We start from the raw sequence: 17,585 nt of genomic DNA, 5'->3' as shown, positions 1-17,585 counted from the left end.
TTTATCGGGGACTAGTTGTCCGTTATCCCCGCTTAGGCTTATTTAAAAATTCTCCAAGTCTAAAAATATGGGGGACTTACGGACAATAGCACTAGGATATGCAATGTAACATCCTTTAAGAATATTATTTCCCAGAGGCTGCTTCATTCTCACTCAGTTTCAGCCTTGGCTCTTTCCAGAATAACATAGCAATAATGAAGCCAATTACAATAACAAGCGCACTAAAATAATATGGATAATTGATATCTATATCGAACAAACTGCCGCCTATAATTGGGCCAAACACATTAGCCAGTGAAGTAAAGAAGGAGTTCATCCCTCCCACAAAACCTTGATTATCACCAGCATGACGCGATAAGAATGTCGTTACTGCTGGCCGAATAAGGTCAAAGCCTACAAAAACAGTGAATGTGACAATCATAATAACCCAATATGAACTAACTAAAGTCATCGCGTATACCAAAATTGCGGACAACGCTAACGAAATACGGACGATATTAATTTCACCCATGGATTTCGTTAAAGGAGCAAACAATAGAATCTGGCATATGGTACCGACAATCGCTCCACCTGTGATTGCAATCGCTATATCGGATGGACTAAATGCAAATTTATGATCGACGTATAAACTAAAGAAGGACTCAAACGCAGCTAACCCAAACGAGGCTACAAAGATGACGCCAAATGCAATGAGAAACGCAGGTGCCAACATGCTTTTAGAACTCGTTTTCGCTTCATTAGCAGATTCATTTTCCTGATCCTGGTCTTGATTACTTGGCTCCTTCAATAAAAGAAGCGATGAAATAGCCACCAAAATACCGATAACTGCCGCTGTAAAGAACGGTACACGTGTCCCTATCTCAGCCAAGAAACCGCCAATACCCGGTCCAATAATAAAACCGGTATTAATAGCTGCTGACATATAGCCCAATGCCTTCGGACGAGTATCTACAGTTGTAATATCTGCAATAAATGCCGTTACTGCAGGCATAATAAACGCCCCACTAATTCCGCCTAAAATACGTGAGGCAAATAATACTTCAATCGTTTTCCCTAATCCAAATAATAGCTCGGAGAAACCAAAAATAAATAACCCAACAACAATTAATTTTTTACGTCCAAATTTATCAGCTGCTTTTCCCGCAAATGGGGAAACAATTAACTGCGTTAGCGCAAATGCTGCTGTTAAATAACCGACTACTGTACCACTTACATGTAACTCATTCATGATTGTTGGTAACACGGGAATGACCAAGCTTATCCCTAAAAAAACAACGAATATATTGACATATACAAGGGATAACATTATTCTTTTTTTCTGTCCGTTCATCTTTCTATCTCCTTATAATCGATAACTATTAGAGGTTGTTCAAAAAAACCAAGAAAAATAACACAGCGAATTTCTGCGTTGGCTTGAACTTTCGACGTATAGGATGTACTAGTATCGGTGTTGCAACACGATGTTGCGAACTTAACCGATGATGGTCCTTTTCACAGAATTTTTTGAACACGCACTATTATTTTCTATCAAAAAAACCCCTGCTAAGGGCTTTCTGAACTTCCATTTCTTCCGGTGCAGCCATCTGATAAGTCTTACTTCATTAGTTTCTTCACAACGAACTTTAGAAAAACCAAGAAGAGCATTTGGTCCTTTACCTTTTAGCCAAGATAGATGTCCGCTGCGGAAAGCGAAACGGTCAGCCGCAGCGATTGCCTTGCTCTCCATATCTTCTACGAAGGTTATTTCTGAAATAACTAATAATAGCTGGTATTGGATATACTTTCTTAAAATAAACAAAAAACAACGGGTTTTTGTCTTACAGATTGCCTAACCTCGCCCCACCTTTCACAATGGAGTCCTCATAATTTAAATCACGATAGCTTATAATAGCATGAAGTATAGTGTTAGTCTATAGTCAAAGCGATTTTTTATAAAAAAGAAAAAGTAAAATGATGACGTTCATCTTCTGAACGCACGAAAACCTGTTAGTAAGCAATTATTTCTGTTATTGATAAAAAGACTGTTGCACAAAATGAAGCTGTTGAAAAATGTATCATTGGAATTTTACAACAGCTTCTTCTTCTTGAAGTTGACTGAACCTGTTTACTATACTCACTTTTTATTTAAAATAAAGATAGCTCCTCCATATCCTAATATACACCAAATAAATAAGTTAATATAGTTTCCGGCAGTTGCCTCAAAGGTAGAGGCAGCAAGTGATGCTCGCATCACTTCTGCCATTGAATAAATGGGCAGTATTTCATGCAATGTTTGAAGCCACTCTGGAAGACGGTCCATCGGAAAATTTACCGGTGAAAACATTAGTGCGCCAAACACAATTACTTGAGAAAAGGCAAGAGACGTTGTCGGTGACAAGAGATAGGAAAAGCCATATCCAACACCAATGGAAGTTAATGCAATCATCAATAAAGCGGGAATTACCGTCCAAGAGATATCATAACCAGGACTAAACATAAGATGCGCTACAAAGGATGAAACCACAATCCCAGGGATCGTGATGATTAACCAGATAGTGGTATCTGCTCCAAGAATAAGTGCACGGTTCACAGGCCAAGTACGCATAAATTCCATATATCCTTCAGTTTTTGCGGTGCCAACCTGTTGCGGCAAAATAACTAATCCAGTGAAGATTAGAATAATGGTCGGGGCCCCTGTTGCTAGAAATAGAATAGTCGCTGTATCCGGAGATGGGATGAGATAGGTAAAACCAATAACAATTCCGATCGATATCAAGATTTGAATAAGGGTCATAAATACTAAAAAACCTGCGTTTCTTAGAAATTGCAGCTGAAAAACGTACTTGTAATGGCTTAATGGATTCATTCCTGCCCCACCTTTCTAGATGTGATTTCAATATAAGCATCTTCAATGGTAGCCGGAGATAGGGCATAGTCCATAATAAGACCATTATTCACTTGCCGCTTTGCCCAATCAATTGCGGCTGATACTTCTTGAGGATCCATTGCGAAAATGCAGCGAGATCCATTTTTATGGGAGGAAAGTGCCCAGTTGGGAATCTCCATATTTGACTCACTAGCTAAACTAAGCTCCATACGCATTTGGTTACTTACAGAGCTTTTTACTTCTGAGGGCGTCCCCTGTGTGAGAATTTTCCCCTTGTGAATGATCGCTAGTCGGTCAACTGCTTTTTCTGCTTCCAGCACATTATGTGTAACTAAAATAACCGACGTACCATCCTTGGTTAGACTACGTATTACTTGCCAAAGATATCGCCTGCGAACAGGATCAACATCATTTGTTGGTTCATCAAGTATCACTAGTTTGCCAGGGGCAATCACTGCCATGCAAAAAGCTGCTAATCTTCTGGCACCACCTGATAATTTTTCCCCTTCCTTATTTACCCATTCTCCCATATCCAATGCTTCAAACAGCATCTCCATTCGCTTTGGATCAAATTTTTTTCCCGCACGCATTTTTCCAATGAGTGAAACTGCCTGTTTAGGAGTAAGAAATCCCAGTGGTACTTGGGACTGCGGCTGTACAGAACAAAGAGAACGAGCACGAGCAGGCGATCGGCAAACCGATTCTCCTAACAGATGAATATCACCCTGATCAGGAGTAATTAACCCCAATATTTGGTTCACCAAAGTCGTTTTTCCAGCGCCATTTTGTCCGAGAAGTCCAAATATCTCTCCTTCGTTAATACGGAGGGAGAGATGATCATTAGCAATCATCTTATTTTTTCCTTTACCAGTGAACACTTTAGTTACACCATTTACTTCAAGAATCATTGTTTTGTCACCCCTTTTGCAATAAAAACACGTTCGATAAAATTAATCACATTTTTATCCATTGGATAAAAAGCAATACCTTCCTTTAAGTTTTGCAGAGCTTGCCACAAATCCCCTAATAATTCTTCATCACCGCCAAACATTTTTTCTGCTTGGCTTACCCAGATTTTCACAAGTCGCTCAGCTTTTTCTGAGTGTGGATCAAGATGAAGGTTATTTCTTATATCACTGATGGCCTTTAACCATTCCTTAATGTCTTCTTCGCTTGTCTGTTCAAAATTCACATCTAGAATCTTCTTCCTTTCCTCTTCATTTAGGTATTCTCTATATTGCTCTAAAGCTGCTTCGGGGTCTTGCTGGTACAGCTGAATAATACTGAAAATGATCGGCCAATTAATTTCCCCCTCAAATTCAATCGAGTATGATACGCCAACAAGAGCTTGTTCTAACATTTTTAGACGTCCCTGTTCCCGTTTAACCAACTCTAGCTGTTGCTTGATCGACTCCTGCCAGTTCGGCTTGGAATTTGCCAATATATCTTTAATTTGCTCCAGTGAGAAGCCCATATATTTTAATGCCAAAACGCGTTCTAACTGCATTACATCATCTTCGCTATATAAACGATGTCCCCCACTTGTTTTTGATGAAGGTTTAATCAAACCAATTTCATCATAATAGTCTAATGTTCTCACTGTTACCCCTGTGTTCTTTGACAGTTCCCCAATCGTATACATTTCTTCACTCCTTCTTCATTTTCTTTAGTATAAAACAACACGTTACGTGTGGTTCAATGGTTAAATGAGAAAAATTTAATTTCTTGCAGTAATTCCAATAAAGCGAAACTTCGTTCAGTGTTTTTTCTCCATCCCCCCACTTAACGCCAGTTGAACCAATCAGCCAGTTACACTGATAAAAAAGAATAATCATAGCCCATAAGGAAGGAATACGATTACTCTTGTTAAAAGATAGAGTGATTTCAATTTTAGTGATTTTTCTACTGATTGTTAAATATACGATCAAGAAATCCATTTCATTATGGAGAGCGGTGAACTATTTTTCTTCTCTCTGGAATAAAGCATCTATCTTGTCTTTATTAAAAATTGGATTCATCAATGATTTTTTTACGAGAATAATTTAACATTAATTTAAAATAATAATAGTGTGCGTAAAGTATTATTTATGACTGAAAATACTATCGATTGAAAAATTTGAAATCAATTCTAATGAAGGAGAAAGATATGTTTACTAAAAATAAAAATCCAGATATTAAACTTAAGTACCCAAACCGCTATGCCTACTCAAATCGTAATCTATGGTCAGGTTTTCTGTTCGGACTTGGTTTGGTAGCCTTTATCGATGAAACTGTTTTTCATCAACTATTACATTGGCATCATTTCTACGATAGATCAACGACTAGCATCGGTTTAATATCTGATGGAATTTTTCACGCCTTTAGTTGGCTGGCAACGGTTGGATCTTTATTTATGGTTGCTGACCTTAAGCGGAGAAACGCTTGGTGGTACATGAGATGGCAAGCAGGTGTACTCATTGGGGCGGGAGGGTTTAATTTATACGATGGTATTATTCAGCATAAACTAATGAGAATACATCAAATTCGCTACAATGTGGATATTTTGCCTTACGATTTGGTGTGGAACATAACTGCTGCTATTATACTAATCATAGATTTTAGCATCTTCATGCAGACACAAAATAAATTAAAGAGCGAGCGTTATGCACATGAATAATCATATGTCCCATAAGACTGAACATTCTATTCAGCACATAGTTGAATTACTCTTATCCATACCTTTTATACTGGTTCTTATTATATATTTAGTATCCGTGCTTATTTCAAGTTACCGTGGGAGATCATGGTCATTATATAGGTCTGTTTTTTGGATGATTGGAGTTTGCTGTTGTATTGTTGCTGTTGCTGGCCCTTTAGCAGACCTTGCTCACACAGACTTCACAGTACATATGGTTGCTCATCTTTTGCTTGGTATGTTAGGTCCACTTCTTATGGTTCTTGGAGCACCGATGACGCTCCTTTTACGTACTTTAAGTGTGCGACAAGCTCGGAAACTTACACGGATTTTGCGAAGTAAAGCTTTAGGTGTTATAAGTAACCCTATTATTACTTCTATTCTTAATGTTGGAGGATTATGGATTCTTTATACTACTAACTTATATGCTATGATGCATGAAAATATCTTTTTACATGTAGTGGTACACCTACATGTTTTCTTAGCTGGTTACTTTTTTACGGTATCGTTGATTTATATTGATCCAGTCCCCCATCGAACTAGCTATTTTTTCCGTGCCATTGTTTTAGGATTAGCTTTGGCTGGCCACGGCATCCTTTCCAAATACATTTATGCTTACCCGCCAAATGGTGTTCCCGAATCTCAAGCACGAAATGGCGGGATGTTAATGTACTATGGAGGTGACATGATTGATCTTGTATTGATTATTATCCTTTGCTTTCAATGGTTTAAAGCAACAAAACCTAGAGTTATCATTAGCCAGAGTTCCGCTTAATTCTATTTAGACGTTCTAAATTGTTATTCCGCTACCCTTGAAATGGCCATGTTTGATTCAATACTTTGCTTATTCTTTCACAAAGTATCTCATTAACTGTATTAATTGTTATATGATAGCCTTCTTCCTTTACTGTTATAATAAAACGGTAGAATGTAACAGTCAAAACAGAAATATTTGTCATCTATACTATGTACTGGAGGAATGTGCTTTGAAGATTGAATTGTCACGTGACAATAGCAATATGTCCCTTGTTGATCAAATTTTTTTTGGAATCTCGGAAAGGATTGATTCTAGTCTTTTACAAAGAGGAACAATACTACCTTCTGTACGAAAGTTAGCAGCAGATCTTGGGGTAAGTATCGTAACGGTTCATAAAGCTTATAAACGGCTGGCCAAAGAAGGATATATACATATTTATAAAGGAAAAGGAGCATTTATCAGCGATCGGCATAAGAACACCCTCTCCAAGTATGAGAAAAAAACTGAATTATCACCTTTCCATTGGCAGCAAACCATCGATGATTACATTCATCGTGCACAGCTCGTACAGTATTTGCAATTTTCAAATCCTATTCAATTTGCCACTTCTGTCATTTATCCGAAATTACTTCCTACCAGTTTATTGGCAGAAACGATGAAATCGCTTGTTGACAAAGACCCCTCGATCTTAGTCAGATATTGTGAAACACAAGGAGACCCAGAACTGAGAAATGAAATGAAAAAGTTTTTAAATAAGGTATATCAATTACAGATCCCTATAGAAAACATTATGATCACCAGCGGCGTACAGCAAGGAATTGATCTTGTGGCACGCAGCTTTATCGGTCCTGGAGATGTTGTTATCATGGAACAGCCATGTTTTACTGGGGCAATCGATGTCATGCGTAGCAGAGGCGCCACTATTCTTACCGCCCCTGTAAAACAAGATGGGATATGCCTCCAGACGATTGAAGAATTATGTGATCGCATAAAACCAAAAATCATCTATACAAACCCAACATTTCAAAACCCAACAGGGACAGTGATGAGTGAACAAAACAGACAGATATTGATCGAAATTGCTGAGAAGTATGACATTCTTATTATTGAGGATGACGCCGTAGGAGATCTGTATTTTAATAATACAACTCCGCCCAAGCCAATCAAATATTGGGATCGAAATGGACATGTTGTTTACTTGAAAGGATTCAGCAAGCCCCTTTCTCCCGGCTGTCGTATCGCAGCATTGGCAGCTTCGGGTATTGTATTTGAACGATTAGTTGCTGCAAAAGCTACAACTGATATTTGCAGTCCGCTGCTGACACAAAAAGCAGTACTTTCATTTTTACAATCCGATAAAATGTCCCCCCATCTAGAAAAGCTTCGTATCGCCTTAGAAGTAAGAAGGGACAGACTGCATACTTATTTTTCAACACATTTGGAACAGTTGATTACTTACCGTCAACCGATGGGAGGATTGAATTTTTGGATAGAACTTCCTTGCAAATATAATGCTGAACAATTACTTTATCAAGCGGTTGAACATAATATTCTATTTCTGCCAGGATCGGCCTGTTTTGCAAAGAATCCGCGTAGGAACTTTATACGTTTAAGCTTTTCATCTGTAAGTGATAAGGATCTGGATGAGGGGGCAGAAAGATTCGCTAATTTACTCAGAAACTCAATAAAATGAATCGAATTTTTAATCCATGTGTATATAGGGGACTTTTTCCATATAATCACACTTCCGTGATAGATAATCTATTCATTGATGACATCATTAATCATATGGAACTGTTATATAGAGAACTTTACTGTTATAGATTTTATTTATTATGATCACACCAAACAAAGTAAAGGAAGTGTGATTATTGAGAAAGAATCGATGTATTATCATTTTGGGTGCTTTCATTTTAATTGTTTTTCTTGTTGTCATGATGGTTATACAATCACCAGTAGCAAATAATGAAAAAAATGAAATGAAGGCACCACCAGGCATAAATGACATTTTGGCACCTTAACAGCTTGTTCCAGAAGCAAAACGTTTATTTTCTCATATATATTCCAAAAGAAAGCTTTACCGCAATTCTCGCTGATTTTTGACCAAGCTGTGAATAGGAAACTGCTTCGAGATTCTCAAACACAAAATCAAATATTGGATTAATACGACGTTTTTGCATAAAGCTGCATAAAAAGAAAGCGAAATGGCATAATATGATCGAACCTTAATAAAAAGGAGAGTTTTTATGTCACAACAACAGGTACAACAAGCACTGAATCAAATTGCACAAATTGCCCAACAATTGGAGCAGCTGGAGCAGCAAACTACTCAGCAATTACAGCAAGCACAGGAACAAATCGGGACGCAAGGGGATACACAGCAGCAACAACCTGCCCAAGGCGACCAAAACACAGCACAGCAATTACAGCAAATTCAGCAACTTGCTCAACAATGTCAACAACAGCTAAATCAATAATTTTAACGTATTTTCCTAAAAAAGGATGTTCGTAAATTATAACGGAGATGGCTTCGCTAGGATATAAAACAGGTGATTATTCTTATACAAGGAAAACACCTGTTTTATCTATGTTGATTAGCAGTATAATGGAATACCATGTCACATAGGGCACTAATTCAATTTCAGATCATGCGCATGTAAAACAGATGGACAAGCTGGAGGTCGCTTGTCCATCCGATATTAGGCAGACTAATCTGCGTCTTCCCCTTTACCTTCAGAATGGGTCTTGTGTGCTCCTGGGTATTTTCGTTCATTTCCTGCATGTAATTTTCGATTTTCATACGTGAAATTGCTTATTACGTGCTGTCCTTCTTCCCATTTATCACTCTTTTCAAGTGAAGCTTCTATAGCCGATCCGTAAGCCCCTTCTGGCAGCTCCTCTGAAATCAGCTCTTCCTTCTGCGATTGCACCGTTTGAAAATCTTCATATTCATCTTTTTTTGAATTTACTTTTCTATCCTGCATGTTTAACCCTACCCTTTACAAATTATTATTTAACTTTATTTCATGTTACTTTTCACATAAAATTAGTGTTTACGATTTACATACCGGCCATAATCTGGTACAGCGACACGGTCAAACTCACTCGCTAGTTTTTCCAGTCCATTGAAAAGCTCCTCATTATAGATTGGCTCTCCATGACCAGTCACTGCAACAGCAGGTTTTAAAGCTGCCAGTTTTTGAACAGACTCTTTGGCCGCCTCCCAATCTGTAGTGAAATATCGTGGCGGGCCATGTATTTCCTTGTCCTGTACCATCACTTTATACAAGGATTCTTGTTTTACTGTAACAAAAGCATCACCAGCAATCAGTGAACGATCCGCCTCTCTGAATAGAGATACATGTCCAGGTGCATGCCCTGGTGTGTGCAGCCACCGCCAGCCAAACATTCCTGGCAAACTTCCATCATCGGGAAGCGCCTTTATCCTGTTTCCTAAATCAACCGGTTCATTTGGAAACATCGAGGACATCTTGGCAATCAATCCTCCTTCTACACTTGGATCAGATTCTGGATAACTCATCTTTCCCGTCAGAAAAGGTAATTCTAAGCGGTGAGCATATACAGGTACTTCCCAATAATCAATTAATTCAACAATCGCTCCTACATGATCGAAATGACCATGTGTTAATATAATGGCTTTTGGACGGCTATTGGCACCGAACCGGTCTTCTGTAACCGTAATAATTTTATCGGCTGATTTAGGCATACCTGCATCAACTAAAACAAAATCCGTTTCTGGCTTTCCAACTAAGCAAATATTAACAATTTGGATGGTGTGACAGTATAAATCTGGTAAAACCTCGACACCTACACCACTATTTATGGATACGGCAGGAATATATTTATAATCGTCACCATATGAAATATGCTGATCCATTCTTTACCTCCTATATGTTATATCGATATATTGATATCTTTCCTTTTCATTGCATTTTTATACCTGATGATGACCATAGCCCATCAACAATACCCCTGCGAAATTCTCTGTTTACTTGCACTTGCTTCATGTACACAACGTTTTCATGATAATGTCTATTCATATTGCTTTTGAACACAAGCTTTAAATAAAAAATAATGTATAAATACCTTTTATTTTAGTCAACATATATGGAAAGATACTACTTAATTAGGAGGATTCTCATGGAAAATAACCAAAGACAAAGCGAACCAATGAAAAAGAACACGGTTCCCCCACAAATGAATCATGGTGGACATGAAATGTTTGATGTCCATGAAGTATTATCAGGAGCAATTAATACGATAAACACCTATACACTCCTAAGTGAACATATAAGGGATCCGGAGCTTCGCGATATTTTAGAACGTCAGAAGGCATTTATGCAAGATGAATATAATATTACGTTAGAATGTTTTAAATCTGGTCAAGATCCTTCCAAGCCTACTCAAAGTTATCAAATGAAACAAGATAACCAGTTTACTTACGGGTTGAAAACATCCCAACCAAAAAAGCCCATGCAGGCACCAGCAGAAATAAATGATGAGACAATTGCTCTTGGGATGTTAAGTGCCGTTAAATCAAGTGTACCGGCTAAGGCTAGAGCAGCACTAGAAGTTACAAATCCTGTTGTACGCAGAGTGCTTGCAGATTCACTTCCAAATTGTATTGAAATGGCATATGAAATTTCTCTGTACCAAAACAAACATGGATATTATCAAGTACCACAACTTACGACACAAGATATGATACAGATGCAGGATGGATATGCACTTACTCCCGTTCAGTCGCAAAATCCTCCATTACATTAAGGAATACGCCCGTTACTTTCCACTTAGACTCTTTTGAAATCTCACCGTCATAAAGCGGAGTATTACAAACGGTTGTACCAGAATAAAATGTTACTACATTTTAGAAAGGAAGTTCGTCGATATGATGAATGAAGATAAGAAGATAAATGGCAACAGTAAAAATGAACAATTAGAATATTTTCGGAGTGCAGACAGCGAGGATAAAGAGCTGACCACGAACCAAGGCCTTAAATTAACAGAGGATGAATTATCGTTAACAGCTGGGGAAAGAGGCCCCACCTTAATAGAAGATTTCCACTTCCGTGAAAAAATGACTCACTTTGATCACGAACGTATCCCAGAACGTGTTGTTCATGCACGTGGCTTTGCTGCTCATGGTGAATTCCAGGTATATGAATCGATGAAGAACTATACAAAAGCAAAATTCCTGCAAGATCCTCATGTAAAGACACCTGTCTTTGTTCGTTTTTCTACCGTTGTCGGTTCACGCGGTTCTATGGATACACCTAGAGATGTTAGAGGGTTTGCAACGAAATTCTATACAGAAGAGGGTAACTTCGATTTAGTGGCAAATAACTTTCCCGTCTTTTTTATTCAAGATGGTATGAAATTTCCAGATGTTGTCCATGCCATCAAACCTGAGCCGCATAATGAAATGCCTCAAGCAAGCGGTGCCCACGATACATTCTGGGATTGGGTTTCACAGAATCAAGAAAGTGCTCATATGGTTATGTGGCTTATGAGCGATAGAGCGATTCCTCGCAGCTATCGAATGATGGAAGGATTTGGTGTTCATACCTTTCGATTTATAAATGATGAAGGTAACGTTCACTTTGTTAAGTTTCATTGGAAACCAGTATTAGGCACGCATTCTCTGGTATGGGATGAGGCACAAAAATTAGGTGGAAAGGATCCTGATTATAATCGGCGTGACCTCTGGGAATCCATTAATATGGGTAACTATGCTGAATATGAGCTTGGTGTTCAAATTTTAGAAGAAAAAGATGAATTTGCATTTGATTTTGATATTCTCGATTCAACCAAAATTTGGCCGGAAGAGGATGTTCCTGTACGTATTATTGGAAAAATGACTTTAAATCGAAATGTAGATAATGTCTTTGCAGAAACCGAACAAGTTGCTTTTCATGTTGGAAATGTAGTAGCTGGAGTCGATTTTACAAATGACCCCTTGCTTCAAACACGGTTATTTTCCTATACGGACACACAATTACTCCGGCTCGGGGGACCGAACTTTCATGAGATACCAATCAACCGTCCAGTTTGTCCGTTCCATAATAATCAACGTGACGGGTTTCATCGACAAACGATAAATAAGGGACAAGTCTCTTATCGAAATAATTCGCTAGCCAACAATTCGCCACATACAGTAGATGAGAAGAACGGCGGATTTGCCCATTATCAAGAGAAAATTGACGGACGTAAAATTCGAGCTCGAAGTAAAAGTTTTGAAGATCACTTTAGCCAAGCGAAACTATTTTGGAATAGCATGAGCCATGCTGAAAAACAGCATATTATTGATGCCTTTTGTTTTGAAGTAGGAAAAGTACAATATAAGCCTATCCAACAAAGAGTGGTCGATATGTTTGGTCATGTTGACCACGAATTAGCTGCTGCAATTGCGCAAAAACTGGATGTAAGTATCCCGCCTGCACATGTGCAAAGCAAGGTAACAAAAGCGTCACCTGCATTAAGTCAAGAGAACACTCCAAAATTAGCTAAAACCCGTAAAGTAGCTGTTATTATTTCAAATGGATTTAATAGCAGTGACGTAAAAACAACCATCGAAATCTTGCAAGCATCTGGAGTTCAAGTTGCTATACTAAGTGATAAATTAGGACCGATAGTAGCAGATGACAACAGTAAACTTTCGGCTAAACATACGTTTGATACAGATTCATCGGTTATTTTTGATGGATTGTATATTGCTGGCGGAGCAAAAGCGGACAAAATGTTTGAGAAGAAAGCAAAAATGTTTATGCAGGAGGCATTTGATCATTACAAACCAATTGGGGTTTCTGGCGAAGGAGAACAATGGCTGAATGATATCCAATTGCCAAGTCAAACAGGTGTTATCATAAATCGGCATCAGCCAGACCATTTTTCTAAGCAACTCATAGAGGCACTTGCTGCACATCGATTTTGGGATCGAACGATATCATAAGTTCCCATCCAATTCCTTCTTCCACTTTATCATGAACGAAAAGCACAAAGCGCCCTTTTAAAAACGTATAGATTGGAGCGTCACAACGGAGATAAAGGAAACGCGACGACGGAAGAAGTTGATGTTGACTTATCGTAGGACATGACGTGCAATCTATAAAGTGTGGCGTTTGAAGCTGTGTCTATTCTTGAATAAGAATGTCATGAAAAATTATATACTTGCTAGCATTAAAAAATGATGGGAAAGAGCCTTTTTTTGACACTCTTTCCATCACTCTTTTTGAGGCTATGTTCTATTCCAAAAACGCTGTTCTGCAATGGCCGAAATAAATTCTTCTCCGAAATTAGGATTATTCGCACTAAAAATGACACCAGCTAAATTATTTTGGGGGGATGACTGAATATAAGACTCGCCTGTATAGGCAATACCGATTGGTTTATAATGTTTATAAGCTACATGCACGTATTCTGTAATGTCAGCATTGAATTTTGCTTGATTCTTGGAGCTCCCACCCACGACATAGAGGGAATCAACAAGATAAGGACTTGTAGTAAGAAAAGTTTCATCAACTTGGAGTGTTGTGCCATCATCACCAGTGACCGTTCCGAGATTTTCACTTACAATGACAACAAAAACGCCAGCTTGTTTTAAATCATTAAGTACATTGGTTACTTCATTACCGTTAAAATCATCGCCAATGAGTACACCTACTTTTTGCGTATAGGCATAACGAGGTGTGTTGGCTTGACTGAGCGAAGGGTAACTTGTAGAAACAGGAACATTAGATCCGCTTGGACGGTTCACACCGATGTTATCAGCCACAATAGACGCCATTTTCTTATCCACATGAACAAGCTGCTTATCAACAACTTGTTGTCGAACAGATTCGCTTTTTACCTTTCCAATCTGATAACTTAACCCTTCGATCGTGTGTTGTTTTTCCAAAGATGTCAAACTATTCCAAAAAATCCTAGGCTGTGAATAATAATCTTTGAACGATTCGCTCCTGGCTCTAATTTTGTAGCCATCTACTTTCCCTGGATAATCCTTATAACCGCCTTCTTCTGGGGGCACTGTATACGGCGTGTTATTTGCGAGTGAATTTTGATGATAATTTACTTTATCGACATCGATTCTATACCTCATATAGCCTCTTCTCTGGTTATTATGAAATGGACAAAGCGGTCTGTTAATTGGCAAATCAGTGTAATTGGAGCTACCAAGTCTGTGTTGTTGTGTATCTCTATACGCTACTAGCCTTCCCTGTAAAACAGGGTCATTAGAAAAATCGATTCCCGGAACGACATTGGCAGGGTTAAATGCGACTTGTTCCGACTCTGTAAAGTAATTATCAATATTTCTATTTAAGGTCAGCTTACCAATAATTTGAACAGGGACAAGCTCTTCCGGCCAAAATTTTGCTGGGTCAAGCACATCAAAGTCAAATTTAAACTCATCCTCCATTGAAATCAACTGGACGCCTAATTCGTATTCAGGATAAGCACCTTTGTCAATGGCCTCCCTGAGATCTTTTCTGTGAAAGTCAGGGTCAAGTCCACCTATTTTTAACGCTTCATCTTGTAGCAAGGAGTGGACACCAAGGACAGGTTTCCAAACATACCTTACAAAGGTTGCTTCATCTTGTTCGTTAACAAACAAGTACGTATTAATAGACCATGATTCCATCATTCGATAGCTTCTTAAAATGCCTCGATCAGACATAATCCACAGCACCATATGAAGAGCTTCATCGTTATTGGCCACATAATCCCAGAAACGGTCGTGAGCACCGGAAGCTGTTGGTATATCATCAGCTTGCTTAGATTGGTACGCATGCATGGCATCAGGGAACTTCATTGCATCTTGATTAATTAATACAGGCATTGAAATCGTTGTTAAATCCACATTCCCTTCTTCTGTATAAAGCTTAACACCTTTGCAGCGTAAATCTCTTGCTGTATCGTAAGATCCTTTAGCCCCCTGTACAGTAGAGAAACGAACAGTTAATGGCGTTTTTTTACCTGCTTCCTGTAAAAAACCAGCTTTTGTCACATGTTTCATGGACTGATAGCATTCAAATTCACCATGTGCACTGTAACCTCTCGCATGGACGACTCTTTCCGGTATTTCTTCATGGACAAAATGCGACATTTTTTCAAAAAAATCATAATCTTGACGTAATGAAGGACCTCGTACTCCCGCTTTTAATTGATCTTGATCTTGTGATCTTTTCTTCCCTTCCTGTGTCGTCATTGGTTTTCCCGAGTCTTTTATCCGGTACTGATTTAGTTGTTCTTGTTTGCTGTTTGTATCAGTAGGTTTTTGGTTTCTTGAAGACTTCTCACTCATGTAATCACCCTCCGCTTAACGCCTGAAATATAAATACCATTTCTATACTTACGCCCTTTTTCTTAAATTAGAACATTTTTAATATAGTTTATATAGGAATATTTATTATCTTGAAATACTTTAGTCCCTTGTATCATTGAAAAAAGTTAATGCAATAATATCAATTTCTCAGCATATTCTTTCAGCCTTTTCATATAGTATAAAAACTTATAAAGGAAGGGGAAATTAAATGGATGATGCAAACGTTGTAAAGCAGAGTTTACATGTACAAGGATTACCGATATTTGAAACAGACATTCCATACATACAAAATATATGCTACACCATAAACCAGGCACAACTCTCAATTCATGCCTTGCCGCATTTAAATATGGAAACACCTATAACGGTCCTTGATAAGGGTTTGATTTTATGACTGATATCTCCTTCTTAACTGCTACAGAACTGGGGCCATTCATTAAATCACGACAACTATCCCCCATTGAATTGACAACACATACATTAAACCGAATGGATAATTTTGACTCGCTGCTAAGAACGTATATCTCTCCTCTTCATGATTTAGCCTTAAAACAAGCCAAAGAAGCGGAAGATGATATCATGCGAGGTGAATATAAAGGACCGTTACACGGGATTCCAATCGGCATTAAAGATAATTACTACTCAAAAGGTATACGCACTACAGTAGGTTCCAAACTTTTTGCCAATTTCGTTCCTGCTAAAAATGCAACAACAGTGGAAAAATTGCTAAGAGCAGGGGGAATTATGTTAGGAAAACAAAATATGCATGAACTTGCCGCTGGATCAACTGGTACCAATCCGTTCTTTGGTAATACCCGTAATCCATGGAACATTCAGTATATGCCAGGCGGTTCAAGTGGTGGCGGTACTGCTTCCTTAGCAGCCGGACTAGCAACACTTGCAACCGGAACAGATACATTTGGCTCCATTCGTCTACCCGCTGCTATGTGCGGTGTTTATGGACTTAAACCAACCTATGGCTTAGTCAGCACATATGGGGTTTTCCCTTCAGCTATGTCTTTGGACACTGCTGGGCCAATGGCACGATCGGTTTCTGACTTGGCTTTGATGCTTCAATATATGGCAGGTTATGATAGTAATGACCCTATAAGCCTAAACTTACCTGTTCCTAATTATATGGAAAATTTAACAAAAGGAATTAAAGGAATAAAAATCGGTATCCCTACTTATTATCTCCAAGGGCTTGCCCCCGATGTTGAACGACTTTTTAATCGCGCAGTTGAAACACTGGAATATTTAGGTGCGGAAATAAAAGAAGTAGTGATCGCTGAACTGTCTATGTCCACATTTTCTGGTTATGTAACTGCGACAGGAGAAGCTTCTGCTTTACATCATAATTGGCTGCAAACTCACGCAGAAGATTATTCGGCAGATATTCGAACTTTCTTTCTGGCTAGCGCTTTGACACATACACCACAATATATTCAAGCCCAACAAGCGCGAAGAAAAATGGTGAAGGGTTTCCATGAAGCTTTTAAATATGTCGATATATTGCTTGGTCCAACAATCCCTATCACAACACCAGCATACAGAAAACAGTGGTTAGATCAAAATTTGGCTGTTATAAAACGGTGTTTGCCGTTTACTTCTCCTGTGAATTTAACAGGTACACCGAGTCTATCCGTACCAATGGGATTAGACCAAAGAGGTCTCCCAGTTGGTATGCAATTCATTGGAAATCACCTATCCGAAAAGCAATTGTTACAGGTTGGTCATACATGGGAAAATACAGAACCGTTAACAAGACATGTAATAATGGCATAACATTCAGGAAATTATGCCGTTATTTTAGTTTCTTAGAAATGACTGCAGCATGCAAGAAATTCACGTAGCAAAATTGTATATTTGTGATATAATTATCTATCATTTTCTACAGTTTCTTCTGCTAACAAGCTGTCGCTTCTTCCTCCACTCTCTTTTTGTCATA

The 17,585-nt window shown here is 38.4% G+C and carries 16 protein-coding genes; 9 read left to right on the top strand and 7 right to left on the bottom strand.

What is annotated here, in order from left to right; genetic code table 11:
- Positions 1-124: 124 nt before the first annotated feature.
- The 4 genes from JOD18_RS00845 to JOD18_RS00830 all read right to left on the bottom strand — a co-directional run bounded on the left by JOD18_RS00845 (position 125) and on the right by JOD18_RS00830 (position 4,508).
- On the bottom strand, positions 125-1,330 hold the full coding sequence (locus tag JOD18_RS00845) for an MFS transporter (protein ID WP_204666987.1): 1,206 nt from the start codon (positions 1,328-1,330) through the stop codon (positions 125-127).
- A 783-nt stretch (positions 1,331-2,113) separates the two neighbouring features.
- Positions 2,114-2,845, bottom strand: coding sequence for an ABC transporter permease (locus tag JOD18_RS00840; RefSeq protein WP_204666986.1), 732 nt, complete (start codon positions 2,843-2,845; stop codon positions 2,114-2,116).
- Positions 2,842-3,774, bottom strand: a complete 933-nt coding sequence (locus JOD18_RS00835) for an ABC transporter ATP-binding protein (protein WP_204666985.1) — start codon at positions 3,772-3,774, stop codon at positions 2,842-2,844. Before JOD18_RS00835 ends, JOD18_RS00840 begins: the two co-directional genes overlap by 4 nt.
- Positions 3,771-4,508, bottom strand: coding sequence for a MerR family transcriptional regulator (locus tag JOD18_RS00830; protein ID WP_204666984.1), 738 nt, complete (start codon positions 4,506-4,508; stop codon positions 3,771-3,773). The genes JOD18_RS00835 and JOD18_RS00830 overlap by 4 nt, the downstream gene beginning before the upstream one ends.
- A 504-nt stretch (positions 4,509-5,012) precedes the next feature.
- Between JOD18_RS00830 and JOD18_RS00825 the strand changes: the two genes are divergently transcribed.
- The 5 genes from JOD18_RS00825 to JOD18_RS00805 all read left to right on the top strand — a co-directional run bounded on the left by JOD18_RS00825 (position 5,013) and on the right by JOD18_RS00805 (position 8,774).
- The gene (locus JOD18_RS00825; RefSeq protein WP_204666983.1) at positions 5,013-5,522 is read left to right on the top strand and encodes a DUF2243 domain-containing protein; all 510 of its coding nucleotides are present in this window, start codon (positions 5,013-5,015) and stop codon (positions 5,520-5,522) included.
- Positions 5,515-6,315, top strand: a complete 801-nt coding sequence (locus JOD18_RS00820; protein ID WP_204666982.1) for a cytochrome c oxidase assembly protein — start codon at positions 5,515-5,517, stop codon at positions 6,313-6,315. Before JOD18_RS00825 ends, JOD18_RS00820 begins: the two co-directional genes overlap by 8 nt.
- A gap of 211 nt (positions 6,316-6,526) precedes the next feature.
- Complete coding sequence (gene pdxR / locus JOD18_RS00815) at positions 6,527-7,990, top strand: MocR-like pyridoxine biosynthesis transcription factor PdxR (RefSeq protein WP_204666981.1); 1,464 nt, start codon at positions 6,527-6,529, stop codon at positions 7,988-7,990.
- A 178-nt stretch (positions 7,991-8,168) separates the two neighbouring features.
- Positions 8,169-8,318 carry a hypothetical protein gene (locus tag JOD18_RS00810; protein ID WP_204666980.1) on the top strand — a complete coding sequence of 50 codons (150 nt, stop codon included), beginning with the start codon at positions 8,169-8,171 and terminating at the stop codon, positions 8,316-8,318.
- A 225-nt stretch (positions 8,319-8,543) separates the two neighbouring features.
- Positions 8,544-8,774, top strand: a complete 231-nt coding sequence (locus JOD18_RS00805; RefSeq protein WP_204666979.1) for a hypothetical protein — start codon at positions 8,544-8,546, stop codon at positions 8,772-8,774.
- A 231-nt stretch (positions 8,775-9,005) separates the two neighbouring features.
- On the opposite strand, the gene JOD18_RS00800 is transcribed toward JOD18_RS00805, so the two are convergent.
- Complete coding sequence (locus JOD18_RS00800; RefSeq protein ID WP_204666978.1) at positions 9,006-9,281, bottom strand: hypothetical protein; 276 nt, start codon at positions 9,279-9,281, stop codon at positions 9,006-9,008.
- Between the two features lie 62 nt (positions 9,282-9,343).
- Complete coding sequence (locus tag JOD18_RS00795) at positions 9,344-10,195, bottom strand: MBL fold metallo-hydrolase (protein WP_204666977.1); 852 nt, start codon at positions 10,193-10,195, stop codon at positions 9,344-9,346.
- A gap of 263 nt (positions 10,196-10,458) precedes the next feature.
- Here JOD18_RS00795 and JOD18_RS00790 point away from each other — a divergent pair, with 263 nt between their 5' ends.
- Together JOD18_RS00790 and JOD18_RS00785 are read left to right on the top strand one after the other, a co-directional pair.
- Entirely contained in the window at positions 10,459-11,085 is a 627-nt protein-coding gene (locus JOD18_RS00790; protein WP_204666976.1) for a spore coat protein, read from the top strand.
- Between the two features lie 124 nt (positions 11,086-11,209).
- On the top strand, positions 11,210-13,267 hold the full coding sequence (locus JOD18_RS00785; RefSeq protein WP_204667181.1) for a catalase: 2,058 nt from the start codon (positions 11,210-11,212) through the stop codon (positions 13,265-13,267).
- A gap of 285 nt (positions 13,268-13,552) precedes the next feature.
- Here the strand turns inward: JOD18_RS00785 and JOD18_RS00780 are convergent, their stop codons facing one another.
- Positions 13,553-15,616 carry a catalase gene (locus JOD18_RS00780; RefSeq protein ID WP_204666975.1) on the bottom strand — a complete coding sequence of 688 codons (2,064 nt, stop codon included), beginning with the start codon at positions 15,614-15,616 and terminating at the stop codon, positions 13,553-13,555.
- 229 nt (positions 15,617-15,845) lie between these two features.
- On the opposite strand from JOD18_RS00780, the gene JOD18_RS00775 reads away from it, so the two are divergent.
- Positions 15,846-16,031 (top strand): hypothetical protein, encoded by a 186-nt coding sequence (locus tag JOD18_RS00775; protein ID WP_204666974.1) that lies wholly within the window; start codon positions 15,846-15,848, stop codon positions 16,029-16,031.
- The gene (locus JOD18_RS00770) at positions 16,028-17,422 is read left to right on the top strand and encodes an amidase (protein ID WP_204666973.1); all 1,395 of its coding nucleotides are present in this window, start codon (positions 16,028-16,030) and stop codon (positions 17,420-17,422) included. The genes JOD18_RS00775 and JOD18_RS00770 overlap by 4 nt, the downstream gene beginning before the upstream one ends.
- Positions 17,423-17,585 lie beyond the last annotated feature (163 nt).

This window comes from Gracilibacillus alcaliphilus (assembly GCF_016909015.1).
Lineage (GTDB): Bacteria > Bacillota > Bacilli > Bacillales > Amphibacillaceae > Gracilibacillus > Gracilibacillus alcaliphilus.
The sequence above is the reverse complement of the archived record's forward strand: the minus strand, read 5'-3'. Positions and strand labels throughout refer to the sequence as shown.